Source organism: Micromonospora chokoriensis (assembly GCF_000718555.1).
GTDB lineage: Bacteria > Actinomycetota > Actinomycetes > Mycobacteriales > Micromonosporaceae > Micromonospora > Micromonospora chokoriensis_B.
This window is the reverse complement of record NZ_JOAN01000004.1, coordinates 196,486-214,557: the sequence shown is the minus strand read 5'-3', so window position 1 is coordinate 214,557 and position 18,072 is coordinate 196,486. Positions and strand designations below refer to the sequence as shown.

At 72.4% G+C, this 18,072-nt stretch carries 18 protein-coding genes and 1 pseudogene; 9 read left to right on the top strand and 10 right to left on the bottom strand.

Annotated features, from left to right (window positions below; genetic code table 11):
- Nucleotides 1-55: 55 nt before the first annotated feature.
- Nucleotides 56-889 carry a dimethylargininase gene (gene ddaH / locus IF46_RS0108430; protein WP_420063550.1) on the bottom strand — a complete coding sequence of 278 codons (834 nt, stop codon included), beginning with the start codon at nt 887-889 and terminating at the stop codon, nt 56-58.
- A 59-nt stretch (nt 890-948) separates the two neighbouring features.
- On the opposite strand from ddaH, the gene IF46_RS0108425 reads away from it, so the two are divergent.
- Both IF46_RS0108425 and IF46_RS0108420 read left to right on the top strand, forming a co-directional pair.
- The gene (locus IF46_RS0108425) at nt 949-1,416 is read left to right on the top strand and encodes an Lrp/AsnC family transcriptional regulator (RefSeq protein WP_030487724.1); all 468 of its coding nucleotides are present in this window, start codon (nt 949-951) and stop codon (nt 1,414-1,416) included.
- Nucleotides 1,417-1,488: 72 nt separating this feature from the next.
- Nucleotides 1,489-2,445 carry a zinc-binding dehydrogenase gene (locus IF46_RS0108420; protein ID WP_030487723.1) on the top strand — a complete coding sequence of 319 codons (957 nt, stop codon included), beginning with the start codon at nt 1,489-1,491 and terminating at the stop codon, nt 2,443-2,445.
- A 6-nt stretch (nt 2,446-2,451) separates the two neighbouring features.
- Here IF46_RS0108420 and IF46_RS0108415 read toward each other — a convergent pair whose 3' ends face one another.
- The 3 genes from IF46_RS0108415 to mobA all read right to left on the bottom strand — a co-directional run bounded on the left by IF46_RS0108415 (nt 2,452) and on the right by mobA (nt 4,568).
- Nucleotides 2,452-3,558, bottom strand: coding sequence for a T3SS (YopN, CesT) and YbjN peptide-binding chaperone 1 (locus tag IF46_RS0108415; RefSeq protein ID WP_030487722.1), 1,107 nt, complete (start codon nt 3,556-3,558; stop codon nt 2,452-2,454).
- An 81-nt stretch (nt 3,559-3,639) separates the two neighbouring features.
- The gene (locus IF46_RS0108410; protein ID WP_030487721.1) at nt 3,640-3,897 is read right to left on the bottom strand and encodes a DUF6457 domain-containing protein; all 258 of its coding nucleotides are present in this window, start codon (nt 3,895-3,897) and stop codon (nt 3,640-3,642) included.
- On the bottom strand, nt 3,894-4,568 hold the full coding sequence (mobA, locus tag IF46_RS0108405) for a molybdenum cofactor guanylyltransferase (protein WP_030487720.1): 675 nt from the start codon (nt 4,566-4,568) through the stop codon (nt 3,894-3,896). Before mobA ends, IF46_RS0108410 begins: the two co-directional genes overlap by 4 nt.
- Before the next feature lie 163 nt (nt 4,569-4,731).
- Here mobA and fdhD point away from each other — a divergent pair, with 163 nt between their 5' ends.
- On the top strand, nt 4,732-5,598 hold the full coding sequence (fdhD, locus tag IF46_RS0108400) for a formate dehydrogenase accessory sulfurtransferase FdhD (RefSeq protein WP_030487719.1): 867 nt from the start codon (nt 4,732-4,734) through the stop codon (nt 5,596-5,598).
- A gap of 13 nt (nt 5,599-5,611) precedes the next feature.
- Here fdhD and IF46_RS0108395 read toward each other — a convergent pair whose 3' ends face one another.
- The 4 genes from IF46_RS0108395 to IF46_RS0108380 form a co-directional block, all read right to left on the bottom strand.
- Entirely contained in the window at nt 5,612-6,328 is a 717-nt protein-coding gene (locus IF46_RS0108395) for a GAP family protein (RefSeq protein ID WP_030487718.1), read from the bottom strand.
- A gap of 119 nt (nt 6,329-6,447) precedes the next feature.
- Nucleotides 6,448-6,846 (bottom strand): hypothetical protein, encoded by a 399-nt coding sequence (locus IF46_RS0108390; protein WP_030487717.1) that lies wholly within the window; start codon nt 6,844-6,846, stop codon nt 6,448-6,450.
- Nucleotides 6,843-7,094, bottom strand: a complete 252-nt coding sequence (locus IF46_RS0108385) for a hypothetical protein (RefSeq protein ID WP_030487716.1) — start codon at nt 7,092-7,094, stop codon at nt 6,843-6,845. The genes IF46_RS0108390 and IF46_RS0108385 overlap by 4 nt, the downstream gene beginning before the upstream one ends.
- A gap of 49 nt (nt 7,095-7,143) precedes the next feature.
- Complete coding sequence (locus IF46_RS0108380) at nt 7,144-8,187, bottom strand: DUF4192 domain-containing protein (protein ID WP_030487715.1); 1,044 nt, start codon at nt 8,185-8,187, stop codon at nt 7,144-7,146.
- 173 nt (nt 8,188-8,360) lie between these two features.
- On the opposite strand from IF46_RS0108380, the gene IF46_RS0108375 reads away from it, so the two are divergent.
- From IF46_RS0108375 to IF46_RS0108355, 5 genes are all read left to right on the top strand, one after another.
- Nucleotides 8,361-9,275 (top strand): fructosamine kinase family protein, encoded by a 915-nt coding sequence (locus IF46_RS0108375; protein ID WP_030487714.1) that lies wholly within the window; start codon nt 8,361-8,363, stop codon nt 9,273-9,275.
- Complete coding sequence (moaA, locus tag IF46_RS0108370; RefSeq protein ID WP_030487713.1) at nt 9,272-10,285, top strand: GTP 3',8-cyclase MoaA; 1,014 nt, start codon at nt 9,272-9,274, stop codon at nt 10,283-10,285. Before IF46_RS0108375 ends, moaA begins: the two co-directional genes overlap by 4 nt.
- A 2-nt stretch (nt 10,286-10,287) precedes the next feature.
- Entirely contained in the window at nt 10,288-10,542 is a 255-nt protein-coding gene (locus tag IF46_RS0108365; protein WP_030487712.1) for a MoaD/ThiS family protein, read from the top strand.
- A 12-nt stretch (nt 10,543-10,554) separates the two neighbouring features.
- Nucleotides 10,555-11,799 (top strand): metallophosphoesterase, encoded by a 1,245-nt coding sequence (locus IF46_RS0108360; RefSeq protein WP_030487711.1) that lies wholly within the window; start codon nt 10,555-10,557, stop codon nt 11,797-11,799.
- Nucleotides 11,800-11,860: 61 nt separating this feature from the next.
- The gene (locus IF46_RS0108355; protein WP_030487710.1) at nt 11,861-15,040 is read left to right on the top strand and encodes a UvrD-helicase domain-containing protein; all 3,180 of its coding nucleotides are present in this window, start codon (nt 11,861-11,863) and stop codon (nt 15,038-15,040) included.
- 137 nt (nt 15,041-15,177) lie between these two features.
- Here IF46_RS0108355 and IF46_RS0108350 read toward each other — a convergent pair whose 3' ends face one another.
- Together IF46_RS0108350 and IF46_RS0108345 are read right to left on the bottom strand one after the other, a co-directional pair.
- The gene (locus IF46_RS0108350) at nt 15,178-15,825 is read right to left on the bottom strand and encodes a prepilin peptidase (protein ID WP_036391395.1); all 648 of its coding nucleotides are present in this window, start codon (nt 15,823-15,825) and stop codon (nt 15,178-15,180) included.
- A 10-nt stretch (nt 15,826-15,835) separates the two neighbouring features.
- Entirely contained in the window at nt 15,836-16,834 is a 999-nt protein-coding gene (locus IF46_RS0108345; RefSeq protein WP_198041388.1) for an EamA family transporter, read from the bottom strand.
- 501 nt (nt 16,835-17,335) lie between these two features.
- Here IF46_RS0108345 and IF46_RS35115 point away from each other — a divergent pair.
- Nucleotides 17,336-17,824 (top strand): annotated as a pseudogene (locus IF46_RS35115) (LppU/SCO3897 family protein); the annotation flags it as partial.
- Between the last annotated feature and the right edge of the window lie 248 nt (nt 17,825-18,072).

Sequence of the window (18,072 nt, the reverse complement as noted above, 5' to 3'; positions counted from 1 at the left end):
GCCACGTTTCGGGGCCGGCCTCCCACTGGGAGGCCGGCCCCGAAGCATTCGTGGGTCAGTGCCGCAGCTCGGCGATGCAGCACTTCACACTGCCGCCGCCCTTCTTCAGCTCGGCCAGCTCGACGGGGACCGGGGTGTACCCGGCCGCCTTGAGCTTGCCGGCCAGCCGGGTGGCCTCACTGTTGAGCACCACGTTCGCGCCGTCGCTGACCAGGTTCAACCCGAACGCCATCGCGTCCTCGTCGTCGGCGATCACCGCGTCCGGAAAGAGTTGGGTGAGCACCCGCTGGCTGGCCGCGGAGAACGCGCCCGGGAAGTAGACGATGTTCGCGTCGTCGATGGCCGCGAGCGCCACGTCCAGGTGGTAGAAGCGGGGGTCGATCAGGCGCAGCGACACCACCGGACGGCCCAACGCCTCCTGAGCCTGCGCGTGCGCCGGGATCTCGGTGCGGAAGCCGTGCCCGGCCAGGATGAGCCCGCCGTGTGCCTCCGGCACGTACGCGAAGTCTCCCTCGCCCTCGTTGGTCTCGCTGGGTGCGATGAACCGCCAGCCCTGCGCCTCGTAGAAGGCCTGGTGGGCGGCGGCCTCGGCGGCCCGCTGCTCGTGCTTGAACCGGGCGCCGTAGACGCTGCCGTCCACCACGAACCCGCCGTTGGCGGCGTAGACCATGTCGGGCAGGCCCTGCTCGGGCGTGAGCAGGTGCACCTCGTGGCCGAGGCCGACAAGCGTCTCGCGCAGCCGGTCCCACTGCTTGACGGCCAGGTTCCGGTCGACCGGAGTGGTCACGTCCATCCACGGGTTGATCGCGTACTCGACCGCGAAGTAGTCCGGCGAGCACATGAGATATGTCCGCTTTCGCGGGAATCGCTGCTGGTTCACGGTCACCAAGAGTAGGTACCGTGGAACGTTGAAAACAGCCACAACCGTTGCTTCCCAGAGGCGGAACGTTGCAGATAGACGCGGTAGACCAGCGGATCATTGCGTTACTCGTCGCGGACGCCCGGGCGTCCTACGCCGACATCGGCGCTCGGGTGTCACTCTCCGCCCCAGCGGTGAAGCGTCGCGTCGACCGACTGCGCGCCACCGGGGTGATCAGGGGATTCACGGCCGTGGTTGATCCGGCCGCCGTCGGCTGGACCACGGAGGCCTTCGTCGAGCTGTTCTGCGCCGGCCGGACCACCCCGGCGCAGATCGGCGTGGCCGCCCGCCGCCACCCAGAGGTGGTCGGCGCGTACACCGTCTCCGGGGAGGCCGACGCGCTCGTGCACCTGCGCGCCGCCGACATCGCCCACCTGGAGGCCGCGCTGGAACGGTTGCGGGCCGAGTCCTTCGTGACCTCCACCCGGAGCACCATCGTGCTCTCCCGACTTGTCGAATCCCCCGGCGTCGGTCCGTCCCCCGGCACCGCTCCTTGACCTCAACCCGGGTTGAGGAGGTGGACTCGCCGGGAGTGGGCACGCCGCCCACCGCAACCGAGGGGGACTTCCATGCGGGCGATCTGGTTACGTGAGTTCGGGGGGCCCGAGGTGCTGGTGCCCGGTCCCGCGCCCGACCCGACGCCCGGCCCCGGCCAGGTGCTGATCGACGTCGCGCACGCCAACATCACCTTCATCGAGACACAACTGCGCGCTGGTCACCCCGGCCCGTTCCGCCTCACCCCACCGTTGATCCCCGGCAACGGTGTCGGCGGGGTGATCACGGCGGTCGGCTCGGACGTCGACGCGGCGCTGACCGGGCAGCTGGTGGTCAGCGCCACCGGAGGTTCCGGCGGGTACGCCGAACGCGCGGCCGTCGACGCGACCGCGCCGATCACGGTGCCGGCCGGGTTGCCGCTGGACGAGGCGGTGGCGCTGCTGGCCGACGGGCGTACCGCCACCATGCTGATCGAGGCGGTCGGCGTCCGCCCGGGTGACCGAGTGCTTGTGGAGGCCGCCGCAGGTGGAGTGGGCAGCCTGTTGGTGCAGCTCGCGGCCCGAGCCGGCGCACGGGTGATCGGAGTCGCCGGAGGGCAGCGCAAGGTGGACCTGCTGCCTGGCCTCGGTGCCCACCTCGCGATCGACTACCGCGAGCCGGGCTGGGCCGACCAGGTCCGAGCTGCGGTGGGCGGGGTCGACGTGGTGCTCGACGGGGTCGGTGGGTCGGTGGCCCGGGCAGCGTTCGACCTGCTGGCCCCGGGTGGCCGGATGGTCAGCTTCGGCTTGGCGAGCGGGGAGTGGTCCCCGGTGTCGGCGGAGGACGCCACCGCACGGCAGGTCACCCTGATCCGGCCGGACGTGCCACCCGCGCGGCTGCGGGCGTACACCGAAGAGGCCCTGGCGAACGCGGCGGCCGGCCACCTGCGACCACTCATCGGCCAGCGATTCCCGCTGGAACAAGCCGCCGACGCGCACGCCGCCATCGAGGCGCGCGCAACGGTCGGCAAGACCCTGCTGGACGTGGCCTGACCGGGTTCAGAGGTACATGCCGGTGCGGTGCTCCGACTCGTCGCGTCGGACCGGCTTGTCGCCCTCACCGAAGAACCGCTTGCCGCCGAACTCGCCGTGCAGACGGTCGTCCAGCTCGTCGGCGAGACCGGTCATCACCTGCACCGCCAGCATCAGATGGGTCGCCTGGAAGTTGCGACCGAAGACCGGAATGGACGCCCAGACCGTGTCGTCGGCGCAGTAGAGGCGGCCGATCGGCATCCGGTTGGTCAGCTCGGAGAGCTTCACGTAGAGCCGCTCGGTCGGCTCCACCTCGGTGAGCACCGGGGAGAAGACGTCCACCAGGGGCGGGTTGTCCCGCACCCGCACGAAGACCATCGCCGAGCCGGCGCGGATGTTGATGTCGCCGTCCGAGTCGATCTGCAACCGGTCGGTGTCCGACTTGAGCATGGTGGAGACCACGGTTCGGACCCGATCGGCCAGGTCGAGCACATCGTCCCGCTCGACCTGCGCGGCGGCGGCCTCGGCCAGCGCCTCCTCCAGGTCGGCCTCCACGTCGGCGTCCGGGCCGAACTCGCTGCGTGCGGTGCCCAGCGGGTCCACGGCCAGCGGGTCGCCCTCGGTGTCCTGCACCGAGTAGACGAGGAAGGCCGGGTGCGGGGCACCGTAGACGTCGCGAAGCGTGCGGGACAGCAGCGTGGCGACCTGGGTCGCCTCGGCCGTCGTGGCGTTCAGCCCGAAGGAACCGCCGGAGCCGGCCACCACCCCGGGCGGGGACCAGCCGAGCGCGACCATGTCGGCCACCGCCCCCCGGTCCAGTCGGTAGCCCGCCGGAAGCGCGGCGTTCCCGACCGCGCGGGCGGACAACACGCCGTCCGCATCCACGTCGACGCTTATCGAATAGACGGCATCCCCGGTGCCGGAGGCGGTCGGGTCCAGGGTCACGTCGAGGTGCGCGCCGACGGGAAGTTCCCGCAGCCGTACGGCGAGCGCGCGGGCGAACTCCCGCCACGCCTCGGTCACCTTCGCCCGCAGGTCGGTGGTGCTGGGTTCGTCGAGCAGGATCGATTCCGCCGGCTCAGTCGAAGCGCCGGGCAGCTCACCGTGCGGGGCCGAGGGGTGGTCAGCCGTCATGATCGCCTCCGTCCGTCACGATCACCCTACCCACGCCACCCGTGGGCCGAATCAGGCCGGACCGGGATCGGACAGCGGCGGTCAGGGGGCCGTCGGATCGGCGCCCAGCTCGACCGGCCAGGTGCCGGCCAGCGCGCTGATCCGGGCCGCGGCGTCCGCCGGCTCGGCACCCCGGCCAACCGCCAACCCGAGCAGGTACGCGGTGACCGGCGCACCCGGACGCAGCACCTGGTGGGCGACGTCCCGGGCCAGATCCAACACCGCCGGCACCGGCACCCCGGCCGGGTCCAGATCCAACTCGGCGCAGACCGCCGTGACCCAGTCGTCCATCACCGTCATCGCGCCCACTCCTCCGCCCGGCGTACGTCCTCGTCAGTGTCGCAGTCGAACCACGGCGGCGGGCCATCGCCGGACCAGGGCACCTCCCGCACGACGAGACCGGCCAGCAGCGCCCGGACCGGTGCTCCGGCCAGGCTGCCGCCCCGCTCGACCGTCAGCCGGTTCAACGCCGCCCGCAGCGCGGCGACCCGCCAGACACCGCAGAGCGACTGCCGCCGCCCGTCCCCGTCCACGAAGCACGCCCCGTCGGGCCCTCGCTCGGCGCCGAGGCCGTTGCGGGCCGGCGATGCGGGAGCAGAGCACCCGCCCGCCGGTTCGGTGTCGGGGGTCTCCCGGTCGAGGTGCTGCAGCAGATCGCCGATCGCGGCCCGGGTGAGCAGCGGCAGGTCGGCGGCGAGCAGCGCGACAAATGCCGTGTCGGGATCGAGCAGTGCCAGCCCGGCAGCCGCCGCGGCGACCGGGCCCCCGCCTGGCGGGTCCTCCCGGGTGACCCGCACACCCGCCGGCACAGCGTCAGCCACACCGACCAGCACCCGCGGCGTCGCATCGGCGACGGCGGCCAGCACCCGGTCACGCATCGGCCGACCGCCGACCGGAAGCGCGGGCTTGTCGACCCCGCCCATCCGTCGGGCGGCCCCACCCGCGAGCACCACAGCGGCGTACGTCCCCACCCGGCCACCGTAACCGTGCCAGCGCCCGAACGGGCCGACCCGCCCCTCGCCCTGGTGATCATGAGTTTATCGCTCGACACGCCGACGACACGCGCGGACAACTTCATGATCAACGCGCGGGGTTGGGGGTGGGTGGGGCTGGGGTGGGGTGGAGGATGGCGGGATGGGACGGGCAACTGATCGGCGGGGCGTACTCCGGATCGACCTGGACGCGGCTTCCGCTGGACGCGGGTCGGTTCGCCGACCGGACACGCTCGCGGTGGAGGAGCCGCTGGAGATCCGGGTCGGCGCGGCCGGCCCCGGCCGGCGCAAGCCGCTCGCCGTCACCATGCGCACCCCCGGCGACGACCTGGACCTCGCCATCGGGTTCCTGCTGACGGAGGGGCTGATCCGGTCGACCGACGACGTGCTGACCGCGCAGCTCTGTGCCGGCGCGGAGACGCCGAACACGTACAACGTGGTGGACGTGGTGCTCGCCCCCGGCGTTCCGGAACCGACCACCGACCCGTCCCGGAACTTCTACACGACGAGTTCCTGCGGGGTCTGCGGCAAGGCCAGCATCGACGCGATCCGTACCCGGTCATTGTTCTCGGTCTCGGCCGATCCGCTCAGCGTGCCGGCCACGCTGCTGGCCGACCTGCCCGACCGGTTGCGCGCCGCCCAGCGCGGCTTCGATCGGACCGGCGGGCTGCACGCGGCGGGGTTGTTCACCCCCGATGGTGAGCTGGTGGTGCTCCGGGAAGACGTGGGCCGGCACAACGCGGTGGACAAGGTGATCGGCTGGGCCGTGCGGGAACGCCGGCTGCCGCTCGCCGGGCACCTGCTGCTGGTCTCCGGACGGGCCAGCTTCGAGCTGACCCAGAAGGCGTGGATGGCGGGGTTGCCGCTGCTGGCGGCCGTGTCCGCCCCGAGCACCCTCGCCGCCGAACTGGCGGACGAGGCGGGGATGACACTTGTCGGCTTCCTGCGCGGGCGGACCATGAACGTCTACACCGGGCCGCACCGGATCACGGTGGAGCAGCCGGTCTGAGGCGAGCGCCGCGTCAGCGACCGATCCGGTCGATCAGGTCGAACAGGGCCAGCCGCGCGGCGGCGTCGCGGGCGATCAGGAAGCCTGCGATGCCGAGGATCCAGCCCAACGCGCTGCCCGCCTTCGTGACGATCCAGGTGTTCAGGCGGGCCAGCACCGGCTCGACCAGTCGCGGCCGGGCCACCCTGGCAGCCAGCAACAACACCGCCGGCAGCACCATGACCAGGCAATACCCGGCCAGCAGCGCCACCACGCCCGCCGCACCCACCCGCGAGGTGGCCAACAGGCCAACCGCACCGAGGTACGGGAGCATGGTCGCCACCTCGGCGAGCGCCGCGAGCAGCGCGAGCCCGACCAACCAGCGGGCCGACGAATCCCCGGCGGTGGCCCGGTCCCGCCAGCGCAACACGCCACCGGTACGGGGACGCCGCTTACCGTCGTAGCGGAAGCTGAGCGCCAACATTCCCACGCCGAGGACGAGTTGCGCCCAGAGGACACCCCGGTTGTCCAGCGCACCGCCCAACGCGTCGCCCAACCGGCTGCCACCCCAGACCAGCAGCAGCCCGACCGCGAGGTAGAACACCGCGATCGTGGCGAGGTAGCCCAGAATCCGCCGGACGTTGACCGACCCGGGGGCGAGCAGCAGCCAGACCGGGATGAAGAGGGTGCCGATGCTTGTGCTGTCGATCAACGCCAGCCCGGCCAGCGACAGCAGCAGTTCGGGGGTCATGTCGTACCAGTGCGGAGAGCGGACACGAGATCATTCTCCGGCGGTGGTGGCCCGGCCGCGTCGGCCGTGGACAGGAGCAACGCGTACATCCTTCGACGGAGGGCGTCGCGAGGCGCAGTTCAGGACAGGTCGAGGATGCTCCAGTTGGTGGGCAGCACCTTCGCCGCCGCCTTGGGTTGCAGGGTCGCGTAGTGCGCCTCGTGGATGATCGCCGCGCGGGCGGCATGACCGAACGAGATGTCTCCGTCCGCGGCGCGGGCCAGCACGCCGGTGTCTCGCACGTCTTCACCGTCGAGCGGCAGCAGGCGGATCATCGGGGCAGTCGTCATCAGGGCCAGTAGCGCGGCGTCGATCTCGTCGTTCACGCCCGCGAAGGCAACCGCCAGGCAGGTCGCCGGGACGGCCACCTGCCGACCCTCGTCGGCGACCTCCAGCATCAACTCCCCCACCGAGACGTTGCCCTCGATGTAGGCCGTCAACGCCGACGCGTCGAACACGGCCACGATCTGATCGCTCATTCGACGCGTCCCAACATCCGACGCCCCTCGGCCAACGCATCCGCCGGAATGGGTGTCGCCAGCCGCTCCCGCCACCGCGCCCTGCCCGCCTCGGTCACCTCGATGCCGGCTCGCCGCAGCACTTCGTCGAGGTGCACGCGGGCCATCTGGACCCGTACTGCCGCAGTTATCGCGGCCGAGACGTTGGGCTGCCGGTCAAGCCAATCCGCGACGTCGTCGGGGAGGCTCACGGAGCGCTTCACGGTCATGGCTGCCAGCGTATCAACCTTGGTAGCACCGGCGGTATTACCAGGACGGTCAACGCCGGCCACGACGGCTCCGTTTGCGGGGGCGGATGACCCCGGGCATACCGACCGACGGCCAGCCGTCCAGCTCGGATGGGGGCACGCCGCGCCGGAGCAGGTCGTCCAGCAGCATGGCGAGCGAGTAGTCGGGGTGCAGGTCGAGCGTGCGTTCGAGCGCCACCGCCGCCAACGCCCCCTGTCCAGCGCGCCAGGCGGCGAACGCCAGCAGCGCGCCCGGAGCGGCGGCCACCTCCGGCTCGGCACGGCGCAGCACGTCGGTCCAGAGGGCGATGTCCCGGTCCCGACCGTCGGTGCGTTCCCAGGCGTGATCGCGGACCGGCAGGTGGGTCATCAGCAGGCTCAGCCAGGCCACCTCGTCGTCGTCGAGCCGCTCACCACGCCGCTGCCGGCGCTGGGCCTCGCGGACCGCGGCCACCCCGGCGGAGCGCAGCGCCCGACCGCCGAGCAGATCACTCTCGGGCGCCTGCTCGATCAACTCGGCCAGTCTCGACTCGGCACGGGCGGTGGCCGCGCGGGCCGCGTCCCGGGCCGGGCCGTCCACCGGTGCCACCTGCGCCACCAGGGCGGCCCGGTCGGGGAGGGCGACCTGACCGGCGAAGACCGCCGAGGCGGTCACCCGGTTGACGGTCGGGTCGTAGCGACGCCCCTCAGGCGGACAGCAGTCGGGCTCGGTGCAGAGATAGGACCACCAGCGGCCGTCGGTCACCCGCAGCGCGTCGAGCACGTGCAGGCCGAACTCGCTCAGCGCGTCGCGTACCGCGTCCACGGCTGGAGTGACCCGCTCAGGTTGCCCGTAACCCACCACCGTGGCGGCCTCCGCACCCTGCCGGCGGATCACCCCAGCCAGGTGCCCGGCCAGCCCGCCCGGATCGGTCGAGTCGGGCAGGTCCGCACGGGCGGCGAAGATGATCTGCCGGCCGACCAGCGCCACGGCGACCACGCTGTCGGTGGGATGAAACCCGAGCAGGTACGGCACGGCGGCGATCAGGTCGGCGGGTGAGCGGACGGCGAGCTGAGGGCGTTCGGTCGAGGTCATGTCGGAAGCCTGCGGCGGGCCCACCAGGCCCTGCCACCCCTGTGGATGACACGCGACTTATCCACAGTTACTGAACGTGTTTTCCCTGCTCACGCCACACCTACGAATGCGGAAAGTGCGCCGATGTCGTCGGGCGACACCTGGCTGTCGTAAGGAGCGGTTACCGTGCGCTGATGGACCTGGCGTACCTGCGCGCGCACCCGGCACACCTGCCGACCTTCCGGACCCATCAGCGGCTCCGGGAGACGCCGGTCGCCGGTGGCAACATCTGCGGCGCCGCCCGGCTCACCCTCGACGACGGCCACTCCGTCTTCGCCAAATCCTGGCCGGAGGGGGCCGCCTGCCCGGTGCCGGAGGGCTTCTTCACCGCCGAGGCCGCCGGCCTGCGCTGGCTGCGGGAGGCCGACGCGGTGGGCGTACCCGAGGTGATCGTGGTGTTGCCGGAGCTGCTGGCGCTCGACTGGGTCGAGCCCGGCGAGCCGACGCCGGAGGCCGCGGAGCGATTCGGTCGGGAGTTGGCCGAGCTGCACCGGGCGGGCGCAACCAGCTTCGGTGCGACCTGGCCCGGCTTCATCGGGTCGCTCCCTGCGGACAACACCGCCACCGACGGGCCCTGGTCGACGTGGTTCGCCGAGCGACGTCTCGCCCCCTACCTGCGACGCTCGGTCGACGGTGGCGCGCTGACCGCCGCCGATGCCGCTCTGGTGGAGCAGGTGATCAGCCGCGTCGACGGGCTCGGCGGCGACGAGCCGCCCGCGCGCATCCACGGTGACCTGTGGCCGGGCAACGTGCTGTGGGGGGCCGACGACCGGGTCTGGCTCATCGACCCGGCAGCCCACGGTGGGCACCGGGAGACCGATCTCGCCCAGCTCGCCCTCTTCGGCGGCATCCCCTACCTGGATCGGGTGCTCGCCGCCTACCAGGAGAGTTGGCCGCTGCCGGAGGGCTGGCGCGATCGTGTGCCTCTGCACCAACTGCATCTGCTGCTCGTGCACACCGCCCTCTTCGGGGCCAGCTACCGAGATGTGGTCGTACAGACCGCCGGTGCCGTCCTGAGCCGGGCCGAGCGCGCTACGGTCGACAGGTGAACGTCGCCCCGGGGACCGCCGGCGTCCTCGTCGACCGGTACGGCCGTGTCGCCCGGGACCTGCGCGTGTCCCTCACCGACAAGTGCAACCTGCGCTGCACCTACTGCATGCCGGCGGAAGGGCTGCCCTGGCTCGCCGGCCCCGAGTTGCTGACCGACGAGGAGATCGTCCGGCTCGTCCAGGTGGCTGTCGAAAGACTCGGTGTGACCGAGGTGCGATTCACCGGCGGCGAGCCGCTGATCCGAGCTGGGCTGGTCGACATCGTGACGGCGGTCGCCGCCCTCGAACCCCGCCCCCGGGTGTCGTTGACCACCAACGGCATCGGCCTGGACCGGCTGGCCCCGGCGTTGCGTGCGGCCGGTCTAGATCGGGTGAACGTCTCCCTGGACACCCTGGATCCGGACCGGTTCACCAGGCTCACCCGCCGTCCCCGCCTCGACGCGGTGCTGGCCGGGCTCGCCGGGGCGGCAGCCGCCGGGCTCAACCCCGTGAAGATCAATTCAGTGCTCATGCGCGGTGTCAACGAGGACGAGGCGCCGGCGCTGCTCCGCTTCGCCCTCGACCACGACTACCAGCTGCGGATCATCGAGCAGATGCCGTTGGACGCCCAGCACGGTTGGGCCCGCGACACCATGGTCACCGCCGAGGAGATCCTGGCGTCGCTGCGTACCGTGTTCGATCTCAGCCCCGACCCGGCCGAACGCGGCGCGGCACCGGCGGAGACCTGGCTGGTCGACGGAGGCCCCGCCCGGGTCGGTGTGATCGCCAGCGTTACCCGCCCCTTCTGCGGGGACTGCGACCGCACCCGGCTGACCGCCGACGGTCAGGTCCGCGCCTGCCTCTTCGCCACCGAGGAGTCGGATCTGCGCGCCGCGCTCCGCACCGGCGCGGACGACGACGAGTTGGCCCGGCGCTGGCGCACCGCGATGTGGGGCAAGCGCGCCGGGCACGGCATCGACGACCCCACCTTCCTCCAGCCGACCCGCCCGATGTCCGCGATCGGGGGATGAGCATGGAGCTGACACCGCTGACCGTTCGCTACTTCGCAGGTGCCCGCGCCGCCGCCGGCCGCACCGAGGAGGCCATGCCGGCCGGGCGGTCACTCGACGACCTCACGGTCGAGCTGACCCAGCGGCACGGCGATCGGCTCGCCGGGGTGCTGCGGGTGGCGAGTTTCCTGGTAAATGGCGTCACCTGTCATGATCGTCAGGCACCCCTACCGGCCGGGGCCACGATCGACGTCCTGCCCCCGTTCGCGGGCGGCTGAGGAGGCGCACACATGATGGCGGTTCTGGGGTTCGTGGCTGTCCTGGCGCTGGTCACCGGTCTCATCCACCTCTACCTGTGGAAGCGACTCGTTCGCGACACCACCGCGCCGGGCCGCTGGCGACGCGTCGGCGGGATCGCCGCCCTGGTGCTGGCCCTACTCGTGCCGGTCACCCTCGCCGGGACGCAGGCCGGGCTCTACTGGCTCGCCTGGCCGGGCTACCTGTGGCTCGCGCTGATGTTCTACCTGCTTGTCGTACTAATCGTGCTGGAAGTCCCGATGCTCGTCACCCGGTTGGTGCTGCGCCGCCGGGTGGTCGCCGCGGAGCCGACCACCGCCGCGCCCGAGCCGGTGCTTGTCGGTGCAGCCGGGCCGACCGAGCCGCCGGCCGTCGGCGCGGTCGCGGCACCGGACCACGACCCGAGCCGCCGGTTGCTGCTGGCCCGTGGGGCGGCCATCTTCGCCGGCCTCACCGCCACCGGCATCGTGGGGTACGGCGTCCGCACCGCGCTCGGCCCACCCCACCTCGACCGGGTACGGATCCCGCTCGCCAAACTCCCCCGCAGCATGGACGGCCTGCGCATCGCCACCGTCTCCGACATCCACCTCGGCCCGCTGCGTGGCCGGGCGCACACCGAGCGGATCGTCGCCGCGATCAACCGGCTCGACGCGGACATCGTCGCGGTCGTCGGTGACCTGGTCGACGGCTCGGTGGCCGAGCTGGGCTCGGCGGCCGAGCCGCTGCGTGACCTGCGCTCCCGCTACGGCAGCTTCTTCGTCACCGGCAACCACGAGTACTACTCCGGGGTGGAGGAGTGGGTCCAGGAGGTCGACCGGCTCGGCCTGCGGGTGCTACAGAACCGGCGACAGGAGATCCAGGCTCGGGGCGGTGTGCTCGACCTGGCCGGCGTGAACGACCTGACCGCCGCGGGCACCGGCCTGGCCGCGCCACCGGACTTCGCCGCAGCCCTCGGTGACCGCGACCCGAGCCGTCCCGTGGTCCTGCTCGCGCACCAACCGCTCGCCGCGAAGGAGGCAGCCCGGTACGGCGTCGACCTGCAACTGTCCGGGCACACCCACGGCGGTCAGATGGTGCCGTTCAACCTGGCCGTCAAACTGGAGCAGCCGGTGGTCAGTGGGCTCGGCGAGGTCGATGGCACCAAGGTCTACGTGACAAACGGCGCCGGTTTCTGGGGGCCGCCGGTCCGGGTCGGCGCGGAGCCGCAGATCAGTCTGGTCGAGCTGCGCTCGGCATAGCGGAGGTCACGTCCGCGCGTGGCGGCAGGCGGCCGGCGCGGCGGGCGTGACAGGATGCGGCGTGCCTCCGTTCAGCGCCGTACCCCCCGGTGGCCTCCCGCCATTCGTCGCGGACCTGCACATCCACTCGAAGTACTCGCGCGCGTGCAGCCGCGACCTCACCCTGCCGAACCTCGCGTGGTGGGCCCGGCGTAAGGGCATCGGTCTGCTCGGCACCGGCGACTTCACCCACCCCGCCTGGTACGACCACCTGCGGGAGACACTGCGCCCGGCCGAGCCAGGGCTCTACCGGCTCAGCCCCGAGGCGGAACGGGACATCGCCCGCCGGCTGCCACCCCGGCTCGCCGGGGCGGCGGAGGCGGACCCGGCGCGTTTCATGCTGAGCGTGGAGATCTCCACCATCTACAAGCGGGACGACCGGACCCGCAAGGTGCACCACCTGATCTACCTGCCGGATCTGGACGCGGTGGCCCGGTTCAACACCGCGCTCGGCCGGATCGGCAACCTCGGCTCCGACGGCCGGCCGATCCTCGGACTGGACTCCCGCGACCTGCTGGAGATCACCCTGGAGGCCAGCCCGGACGGCTACCTGGTGCCGGCACACATCTGGACGCCCTGGTTCTCCGCGCTGGGCTCGAAGTCCGGCTTCGACGCGATCGCGGACTGCTATGCCGACCTGGCCGAGCACATCTTCGCCGTAGAGACCGGACTCTCCTCCGACCCGGCGATGAACTGGCGGGTCGGCAGCCTGGACGGCTACCAACTGGTGTCGAACTCGGACGCGCACTCGCCGCCGGCTCTCGGGCGGGAGGCGACCGTACTGACCAGCGAACGGGACTACTTCGCCGTTCGGGAGGCATTGCGGACCGGCGACGGCCTGGCCGGCACGATCGAGTTCTTCCCGGAGGAGGGCAAGTACCACGCGGACGGGCACCGGCTGTGTGGGGTCAACTGGTCGCCGGAGCGCACCCGGGCTGCCGGCGGGCGCTGCCCCGAGTGCGGCAAGCCACTCACCGTGGGCGTCCTCACCCGGATCGAGGAGTTGGCCGACCGCCCGGAGGGGCACCGGCCGGCGCACGCCCGGGACGTCACCCACCTGGTGCCGCTGGCCGAGATCCTCGGCGAGATCAACAAGGTGGGCGCCCGGTCGAAGAAGGTCGAGGGGCGGTTCAACGAGCTGCTGGCCGCACTCGGCCCCGAGCTGGAGATCCTGACCACGACGCCGCTCACCGACATCGCGCAGGCCGGTGGTGAGCTGCTCGCGGAGGGCATCGGGCGGCTGCGGCGCGGCGACGTCCGCCGGGTGCCCGGTTACGACGGCGAGTACGGGGTGATCACGCTCTTCGACCCGGCCGAGCTGGGTGCGCAGGAGACGCTGTTCGACGTACCGGTGCCGGCGCAGCGACGCCCCGCGGAGCCGGCTCCCCGGGCCGCGGTCAAGCGCCCGGCGGCGGCGAAGTCGGAGCCGAAGCGTAAGCCGGCCCCGACGCCCGCACCGCCGATCGCGCCGCCGCCGTCTCCGCACGAACCGTTCGAGCCGATGCTCTCCGGCATGGAGGAGGTCGGCACCGGCCTGCTGGACCGACTGGACGCTATGCAGCGGGTGGCCGCCTCCGCACCCGGCGGTCCGCTGCTCATCGTCGCCGGTCCCGGCACCGGCAAGACCAGGACGCTCACCCACCGGATCGCGTACCTCTGCGCAGAGCTGAACGTCTTCCCCGAGCACTGCCTCGCGATCACGTTCACCCGCCGGGCCGCCGAGGAGCTGCGGCACCGCCTCGACGGCCTGCTCGGCCCGGTCGCCGAGGACGTCACAGTGGGTACGTTCCACGCGCTCGGGTTGACCATCCTGCGGGAGAACGCCGACGCGGCGGGCCTCCCGGCCGACTTCCGGATCGCCGACGACGCCGAGCGGGCGGCAGCCCGAACGGAGGCCGGCGACGACAGCGCCAGCTATCGGACGCTGCTGCGCAAGCAGGACCTGGTCGACCTGGATGAGCTGGTGAGCCTGCCGGTGGAGCTGTTGCGGGCCGACCGGAAGCTGGTCGAGCGGTACCGGGACCGCTGGCGGTGGATCTTCGTCGACGAGTACCAGGACGTCGACGAGGTGCAGTACGAGCTGCTGCGGCTGCTCAGCCCCGCCGACGGCAACCTCTGCGCGATCGGCGACCCGGACCAGGCGATCTACTCGTTCCGGGGTGCCGACGTCGGCTACTTCCTGCGCTTCTCCGAGGACTTCACCGACGCCCGACTGGTCCGGCTCAACCGCAACTACCGCTCGTCGGCCCCGATCCTGGCCGCCGCCGTCCAGGCCATCGCCCCGTCCTCGCTGGTCCGGGGCCGACGACTGGACCCGGCCCGGCTCGACCCGGAGTCCCCGCTGGTCGGGCGCTACCCGGCGGCGTCCGTCGCCGAGGAGGCCGACTTCGTGGTGCGGACCGTCGACGACCTGGTCGGCGGGCTGTCGCACCGCTCGCTGGACTCGGGCCGAATCGACGGCCGGTCCACCTCGCTGTCGTTCTCCGACATCGCCGTGCTGTACCGCACCGACGCGCAGGCCGCCCCGATCGTGGACGCGCTGGCCCGGGCCAACATCCCCGTGCAGAAGCGTTCCCACGACCGGCTGCGGGATCGGCCCGGGGTGGCTGCCATCGCCCGCGAGCTACGGCACGCCGACGGCCTGGCCGGCTCGTTGGCCGCCCGGGTGCGGCTGGCCGGTCAGGTGGTCGCGGAGCGGTTCGCGGTGCCCACCCTGGACGGCGCTGGCAGCGCCGTTCGGCCCGAGGACGTCCGTTCGGCCGTTGACCTGCTGACCCCGCTGGCCCGACGCTGCGGTGACGACCTGGAGACCTTCCTGTCGCAGTTGGCCACCGGGGCCGAGGTGGACGCGCTCGACCCGCGCGCCGAGGCGGTCACGCTGCTCACCTTGCACGCCGCGAAGGGTCTGGAGTTTCCGGTGGTCTTCCTGGTCGGCGTCGAGGACGGGCTGCTGCCGCTGCGCTGGCCGGGCTCGACGCCCGACGAGGACGCGGTCGCCGAGGAGCGCCGGCTCTTCTTCGTCGGCCTGACCCGGGCCCAGGACCGGCTGTACGTCAGTCACGCCGCCCGCCGCACCCGCCACGGCGCGGAACGCGACTGCGCCCCGTCACCGTTCCTCAACGCCATCGACCCCGGCCTGTTCGAGCGCTTCGGCGAAACCGAGCCCCGCCGCCCCAAGGACCGCCAACTCCGCCTGATCTAAGCCACTCGGGCCCCGCGTCACACCCCCGGCCCTCACCGCGCCAATCTTGCACTTTCGGTCGCTGTTTTGCGTGAAATCCACCTTATGCCGGGACAGAAACTGCAAGATCGACGTGGCGTTGGGGCGGGGAGGGTGGGTTAGGCGAGGAGGACACCTAGCCAGGTGCCCGCGAGTAGGGCTGGGCCGAGTGGCAGCAGGGTGTCGCGACGCACCCGGCGGGTGACGAGCAGGGCGAGCACCAGTCCACCGTGCAGCAGATGCGGGAGGAGCAGCCCCGCCAGCAGGACGTCCCGGCCTAGCCAGCCGAGCGGCAGGCCGAGGACGGCGGCAAGTTTCACGTCCCCGAAACCCAGCCGGGACCCGGGCAGCAGGGCCAACAGCACATGCGCTGCGCCCGCGACCGCCGCACCACCCAGCGCCCCGATCAGCCGGCCGGGAGCACCGGACAGCAGCGCCGCAACGATCAGACCCCCGAGGGCCAGCAACCCGGCGACGACGACCAGCGGGTCGGGCAGCCGCAGGCAGGCCAGGTCGACCACGGCCAGCACCAACCCCACCGCCGCCACGGCGAGGAAGACCGGCAGCGCCGGGTCGGCACCCCGCGCGACGGCGAGCCCAACAAACACCACTGCCGCCACCGACGGGCTCAGCCAGGTGGCACACCGCAGCCGGCGCGGCGTCGCGACGGCTCTGCGCGGCGTCACGAAGCGCCAGGCCAACCGGGGTACGACGAGACCGACCAGCGCACCGAGCAGCGCGATCGACACCAGCGTGGCGGCCGACATGCGCCGGACGCTACTGGCGGTCGCGCACCCGCGCTGTCCCCGATCGTGATCCCGCGCCACGTGGTCGTTCGGTGGTCACCACCAGGGCGACCCCGGCGACGATGACGGCACCGCCGAGCAGCACCTGCGGGGTGATCGGCTCCGCCACCAGCAGCGCACCGAGCGCCACCGCGACCGCCGGGTTGACGTAGGCGTACGTCGACACCAGCGAGATGGGCGCGTTGTGCAGCAACCAGACGTACGCGGTGAAGGCCACCAGCGAGCCGGCCACCATGAGGTAGCCCAGCGCCAGCCAGGACCGGGTGCTGACCGACGCCGGGTGGAAGTCGGCCAACTCGCCCCGACCAGCGGCGACGACGGCCAACACCAGCGCGCCGGCCACCATCTCGTACACCGTGGCCACGAAGGGGTCGGCGGGCATCCGGATCCGTCCGGACAGGAACGACCCGACCGACCAGGAGGTGGCCGCCGCCACCACGGTCAACGCCCCGAGCAGTGGCACGGCGGCCGAACTGCCGCCGGGCAGCACCAGCAGGATGAGACCGACGAAGCCCAGGGTGACCCCGACGAACGTCCAGAGCGGCGGCCGGTCACCTGTCGCGGAGCGCAACAGCACCACCAGTAGCGGCACGGTGGCCACCAGTAGCGCGGCGATCCCGGACGGCACCGCCACGCCGGGCGGCCCGGATTCGGCGAGCACCACCAGGCCGTTGCCGCCGGCGAGCAGGAGCGTCCCGACCAACGCGGCCGAGCCGAGTTGCCGACGGTCCACCCGCAGTGCGCCCGGGCCTCGACGCAGCCGCAGCACAGCCGCCAGGATCAGGCCGGCCACGGCGAACCGGAGGGCGGCCGACAGCAGCGGAGGCAGCGTCTCCACGGCGATCCGAATGGCCAGGTAGGTCGACCCCCAGAGCAGGTAGACCACGATCAACGCGGTCCAGATCAGGGTCGGCGTGGTGCTGGCGCGACGGCCGGCGAGGGCTGTGACGCTCGGCGAAGGTGAGCTCATCAGTGGACCACGCTACGGTGACCTCGGAGTCGGCGTCGCGCTTTGGTGGCCGGCCTCTCACCACTCGCGCAGGAGGGCGGCATGACGAACTACGGACGACCGGGGGGCGGCAACCCGGGGCCGTGGCGTGGGCAACGACCCGACGAGACGCCCAGGCGCCCGGTACAGCAGCCCTATCCGCCCGCACCCGAGCCCTACCCGCCGGCGGTCCCCTCGTACCCGCCCGCACCGCAGGGACGACCCGGGACGTACGGAGGCCCACCCGCCGCCCCCCACGGAGGCCGTTCGGGGACGCCCCACGGTGCAGCGCCCGACGCGCCGTACGGCGGCGGCCCGAGGCAGCCCTACGGCCACCAGCCCGAGGCGCCCTATGGCCGCGGCCCGAGGCAGCCCTACGGCCACGAGCCCGACGCGCCCTACGGCGGCTCGTACCAGCCAACTGCGGCGAACACGACGTACGGCGGGCAGCAGTACCGGCCCGACGAACCGTACGGCGAGCAGCAGTACCGGCCCGACGAGCCGTACGGCGAGGATCCGGCACCGAGGCGGCGCGGTCGGGGTCCGCTGATCGCGGTACTGGCCGTCGTACTGCTGGTGGTGGCTGGCGGCGGCGCGTTCCTGTTCCTCCGTGGGCAGGGCGACTCAGCGCCGGCAGCGGGGCCGAGCAGCTCAGCCGTCGCCGGTGCGCCCGGCCCCGACGCGGTCGGGCCCGTGCCGAGCGGGGCCGCGCCGGAGTCGTCGGCCGATCCCCGGTTCGCCAAGGTCGGCCAGTGCGTCCGCAATGACGGCGCGGCCGGCGGCAAGCCCAAGCTGTTGATCAGTGGCTGCGCCGCGAAGTCGTACGAGGTGCTGAGCCGGATCGACGGCCCGACCAGCGGCGAGCGGGACGCCGAGACGAAGTGCGGCAAGGTCGAGGGCTACACCAACTGGTACTTCTTCGACAGCGAGCTGGACACTCTCGACTTCGTCCTTTGCCTCAAGCAACGCTGAGACCACCCACCCCGGGGATGACATGACGACCTACGGACCTGCGGGTTCCGATCAGCCGGACGACCCGTACCAGCGCCCGCCCACCGGGCCCGACAGTTCGCCGACGGTCGACCCGACCCTGCCTCAGTGGAGCGCCCCGCCCTCTGCGGAGGATCCGACTCGGCAGCAGTGGGGTCCGCCGCAGCCGGGCGCAGAGCCACCGACCGCCCCGATGTGGGCACCACCGCCCACGTCGGGGCCGGGTTACC

Coding starts and splice junctions, on each gene's coding strand:
- IF46_RS0108420 (WP_030487723.1), top strand. CDS start 1,489: ATGCGGGCGATCTGGTTACGTGAGTTCGGGGGGCCCGAGGTGCTGGTG.
- IF46_RS0108415 (WP_030487722.1), bottom strand. CDS start 3,558: ATGACGGCTGACCACCCCTCGGCCCCGCACGGTGAGCTGCCCGGCGCT.
- IF46_RS0108410 (WP_030487721.1), bottom strand. CDS start 3,897: ATGACGGTGATGGACGACTGGGTCACGGCGGTCTGCGCCGAGTTGGAT.
- fdhD (WP_030487719.1), top strand. CDS start 4,732: ATGGGACGGGCAACTGATCGGCGGGGCGTACTCCGGATCGACCTGGAC.
- IF46_RS0108395 (WP_030487718.1), bottom strand. CDS start 6,328: ATGACCCCCGAACTGCTGCTGTCGCTGGCCGGGCTGGCGTTGATCGAC.
- IF46_RS0108390 (WP_030487717.1), bottom strand. CDS start 6,846: ATGAGCGATCAGATCGTGGCCGTGTTCGACGCGTCGGCGTTGACGGCC.
- IF46_RS0108385 (WP_030487716.1), bottom strand. CDS start 7,094: ATGACCGTGAAGCGCTCCGTGAGCCTCCCCGACGACGTCGCGGATTGG.
- IF46_RS0108380 (WP_030487715.1), bottom strand. CDS start 8,187: ATGACCTCGACCGAACGCCCTCAGCTCGCCGTCCGCTCACCCGCCGAC.
- IF46_RS0108375 (WP_030487714.1), top strand. CDS start 8,361: ATGGACCTGGCGTACCTGCGCGCGCACCCGGCACACCTGCCGACCTTC.
- IF46_RS0108365 (WP_030487712.1), top strand. CDS start 10,288: ATGGAGCTGACACCGCTGACCGTTCGCTACTTCGCAGGTGCCCGCGCC.
- IF46_RS0108360 (WP_030487711.1), top strand. CDS start 10,555: ATGATGGCGGTTCTGGGGTTCGTGGCTGTCCTGGCGCTGGTCACCGGT.
- IF46_RS0108350 (WP_036391395.1), bottom strand. CDS start 15,825: ATGTCGGCCGCCACGCTGGTGTCGATCGCGCTGCTCGGTGCGCTGGTC.
- IF46_RS0108345 (WP_198041388.1), bottom strand. CDS start 16,834: ATGAGCTCACCTTCGCCGAGCGTCACAGCCCTCGCCGGCCGTCGCGCC.